Annotated in this window: 4 protein-coding genes; 2 read left to right on the top strand and 2 right to left on the bottom strand. The window is 69.9% G+C overall.

Annotated elements, in window-relative coordinates:
• The coding region (locus tag RWX45_RS03030; protein WP_316022308.1) for a hypothetical protein at window positions 1-757 on the top strand (757 nt) is incomplete at its 5' end.
• Between the two features lie 51 nt (window positions 758-808).
• On the opposite strand, the gene RWX45_RS03035 is transcribed toward RWX45_RS03030, so the two are convergent.
• Together RWX45_RS03035 and RWX45_RS03040 are read right to left on the bottom strand one after the other, a co-directional pair.
• Window positions 809-1,480, bottom strand: a complete 672-nt coding sequence (locus RWX45_RS03035; RefSeq protein ID WP_316022309.1) for a TetR/AcrR family transcriptional regulator — start codon at window positions 1,478-1,480, stop codon at window positions 809-811.
• A 210-nt stretch (window positions 1,481-1,690) separates the two neighbouring features.
• Window positions 1,691-2,305: an NUDIX domain-containing protein gene (locus tag RWX45_RS03040; protein ID WP_316022310.1), complete on the bottom strand. Its 615-nt coding sequence runs from the start codon at window positions 2,303-2,305 to the stop codon at window positions 1,691-1,693.
• Between the two features lie 418 nt (window positions 2,306-2,723).
• Here RWX45_RS03040 and RWX45_RS03045 point away from each other — a divergent pair.
• Window positions 2,724-3,109: M50 family metallopeptidase (locus RWX45_RS03045; RefSeq protein ID WP_316022311.1), on the top strand; the 386-nt coding region annotated here is incomplete at its 3' end.

Genomic DNA, 3,109 nt, shown 5'->3' on the forward strand with positions numbered 1-3,109 from the left:
GCTGCTGACATGGCAGGGGATCCCGGCCGTCGTCGTCGCCGTGGTCGCCGTGTGGATGCTGGTCGTCTCGGTGTTGACGATCGCCGCCAACCGGGCCGCTGTCGCCGGCGACTACGCCACTGCGGTCGGACGCTATCGGAGCGTCGCCACCCTCAACCCGTGGCTGGAGCAGTGGCGCGTCCACTACAACCTGGGTACCGCGCAGCTGCTCGACGACCAGCTCGACGCCGCGGTCGGGCAGCTGGAGGAGGCGCTGAAGACCGCTCCCGCCGCGGGCATGGTTCAGGCGGAGGACGCCGATGGGAACGCGGTCACCGTCCGCGACCCGAACGCTCCCGAATGCCTCGTGCGCGTCAACCTGTACGTCACGCACATGTCCTTGGCGAGCGCCGCCGAGGAGGCCGGTGATACCGCCACCGTCGAGGCGGAGCAGGACGCGGCCACGCAGGCGGCCGGCGAGTGCGAGGTGCCCCCGCCGCCTGAGCCGCAGCCGGATCCGAGCAGCACGCCGTCGGACCCTCCGACTTCCACGCCGACCCCTGAGCCGACTTCTACGGGCGGCGGCTCGACCTCGCCGACGCCGGAGCCAACGGCGACCGGGCAGTCGAGCGGGGAAGCAACTCCGGAATCCTCGGCGTCACCGAGCCCGTCCCCGACGCCCACCGACGCTAAACGCCGCAGCCTCGAGGACCGCAACGGCGACGCCAACGCCACCCCCGGCACCGGCATCAACGGTGGTGACGGCCGTAAGTGGTGAGCTCGCGGTGAGTGGGATGCTGCCGATGAGCGGGGCGTGGACGCGTGCGCCTCAGCCAGCGGCCCGCGCGGCCGACCGTGCCGCTTCGGTGGCGTGCGTCGGCGGGGCCACGGGCACGGCATGGTCCGGCGTCGGCGCCCCCACGGCGCGCAGCACGAACACGTCCAGGGCATCGAGGTAGGCGGCGCGGGCGCGCGGCTCCGTCGGCGTGGGGCGTCCGCCCAGGACGCAGGCGTGAATGAGCGGGATGACCAGGGCCGGGTCCTGCCGGGGGATGGCGCCGGAGTCCATGGCGTCGGAGAGGATCTGGGTGAGCATCGCCGTCATGTATCCGGCATGTGCGTGCAGACGGCCGGCGGTGCTGCGGGACACGGAGTTGGCCAGCGGCCCGCCCGACGGGAAGTGGTAGTGGCGCTTGATGAGCGCCTGCTGGCGCACGTAGATGCGCAGCCGATCGATGGGGTCCTCAACGTTGGTGAGGATGCGGGTGAGCTCCTTGGCGTAGCGGCCCGTCTCATGCTCCATGAAGGCCAGGAGGAGGTCTTCTTTGTCCGTGAAGTGGTTGTAGACCGCAGTGCGGCCGACCCCGGCGCGGGCGGCCACGTCGGACAGGGTGATCTTGTCGAAGGGCCGCTGGGCCAGCAGGTCGGACAACGCATCAAACAGGGCTCGGCGGGTGCGCTCGCGGTGCTCGGCGAGTGAATTGCCCATAATCTTCGGCATGAGGACACCCTAACCCACGAGGTGACGAACAAGCGAGAAGTGTCAGCATCCGATCACCCCGCCCTCACCGAAACCGGCACTAATGACGTGCCGAAACCGGCACTAATGACGTGCCGAAACCGGCACTAATGACGGTAACGACGTGCGGTGTCTGGTTGGTGGGGCAGGTGGTTCGTATTCGCGCCAGACGCACCCGTTGGAACGGGTCAGTCATTCGAGGGCGTGGCGAATGGCATCCAGGATGGGCCGGTCGGCGGGCAGCCAAGGCAGGGAATCGACCTTATTCAACGGAACCCAACTCAGTGCGGCGTGTGCTGCGCCGAGCCGGGGTGCCCCGATGGGCTCAGCTAGCCAGACGCGCATGCGGTAGCCGTGCATGGCCGGCCAGGCGGGGCGGTCGTCCCCGGGGAAGACGTCAGTATCCGCCTCGGTGCGCATTGGCTGGACGCGTCGGGCGGAGATCGCGGCGTCGGTGCGGGAAACAGGGGCGGCGGCCCCGGTGCGGGCGGAGGCCTTGGTCCGGGCAGTACGAGGGCGCGTCGTCGGCGGCGCCACGGCAAGCTCGGGCGCGGGGGCGACCTCGTTGCCCAGGTGAACCGAGACATTGAGCTCCTCCGCCAATTCGCGCATGAGGGCATCGGTTGGTGTTTCCCCGGGCTCCACCTTCCCACCGGGGAACTCATACTGGCCGGCGTGTTCTGTCGGATAGGCGCGGGCCGCACATAGCAGCGTCGAAGGCGGGACCGTGCCCGGAAGACGGTCCAGAACGGCGGCGGCCACCACCAGGCGGCCGACGGCCGGCGGAACATACGGCGTCTCTGGCATAGCGCGACCCTAGACGATCGATTCCACAGGTAGAGACGCTCATGCTGCCGCGCGTGGCGAGGGTCGGTCTCCGTCGGCCCAGATGAGTGGCGGGTTCGTGTCCGGGCGCGTCGATCAACCCCGGCGTGGATACGACGCTTCGGCACGTAACCCGACGGTTCGGCACTTGGCATGAACGCTTCGGCAGTTCCCGCGACGGTTCGGCAGCTAGGGTGCCGAACCGTCAAGCGAAAGTACGAATCGTTGACCCGAAGGTACGAACTGTCAGCTCATGTGCCGAGTCGTCAGCACACAGGCGCACCCGTTGGCTGAACAGCGTGAACCCGTCCCGGGATGTGAGCGGTTCTGGCCTGCTTGGCGCGAACCCCGTGTGGGCATCGACAGGGTCCGCACAGGGGCGCCTGGCAGACTGCGGCCGGTGATCACGACTTCGTGGGATGCCGTCCTCGCCCGCCTGTCTGCTTCGACGCCGCCGGATCCGCGCATGCTGTGGCCCGCCGTCGTCGTGGTGGCCCTGGCCTGGGGCCTGCCACAGGTGCGGCGGTGGGCTCGGGCGCTGACCACCCTCGTGCACGAGGCCGGACACGCCGCCGTGGGCATGGCGGTGGGACGGCGCTTCCACGGCTTCGTCGTGGAGGGGGACCTGTCCGGCCGCGCGATCACCTCCGGACGCAGCCGCGGAATCGGGCGCTGCCTCACCGCCTGGGCCGGCTACCCCATGCCCGCCATCATCGGCGCCGGCGCGGTGCTCGCGGCATTGCATGGCTGGTCCGGGGCGGTGTTGGCCTCGGCGCTGGTGGTGCT

It is taken from the genome of Actinomyces sp. MRS3W (assembly GCF_032465695.1).
GTDB lineage: Bacteria > Actinomycetota > Actinomycetes > Actinomycetales > Actinomycetaceae > Actinomyces.

What these genes read in the sequence shown, in the direction of transcription:
- RWX45_RS03040 (WP_316022310.1), bottom strand. Translation starts at nt 2,305, where the DNA reads ATGCCAGAGACGCCGTATGTTCCGCCGGCCGTCGGCCGCCTGGTGGTG.
- RWX45_RS03035 (WP_316022309.1), bottom strand. Translation starts at nt 1,480, where the DNA reads ATGCCGAAGATTATGGGCAATTCACTCGCCGAGCACCGCGAGCGCACC.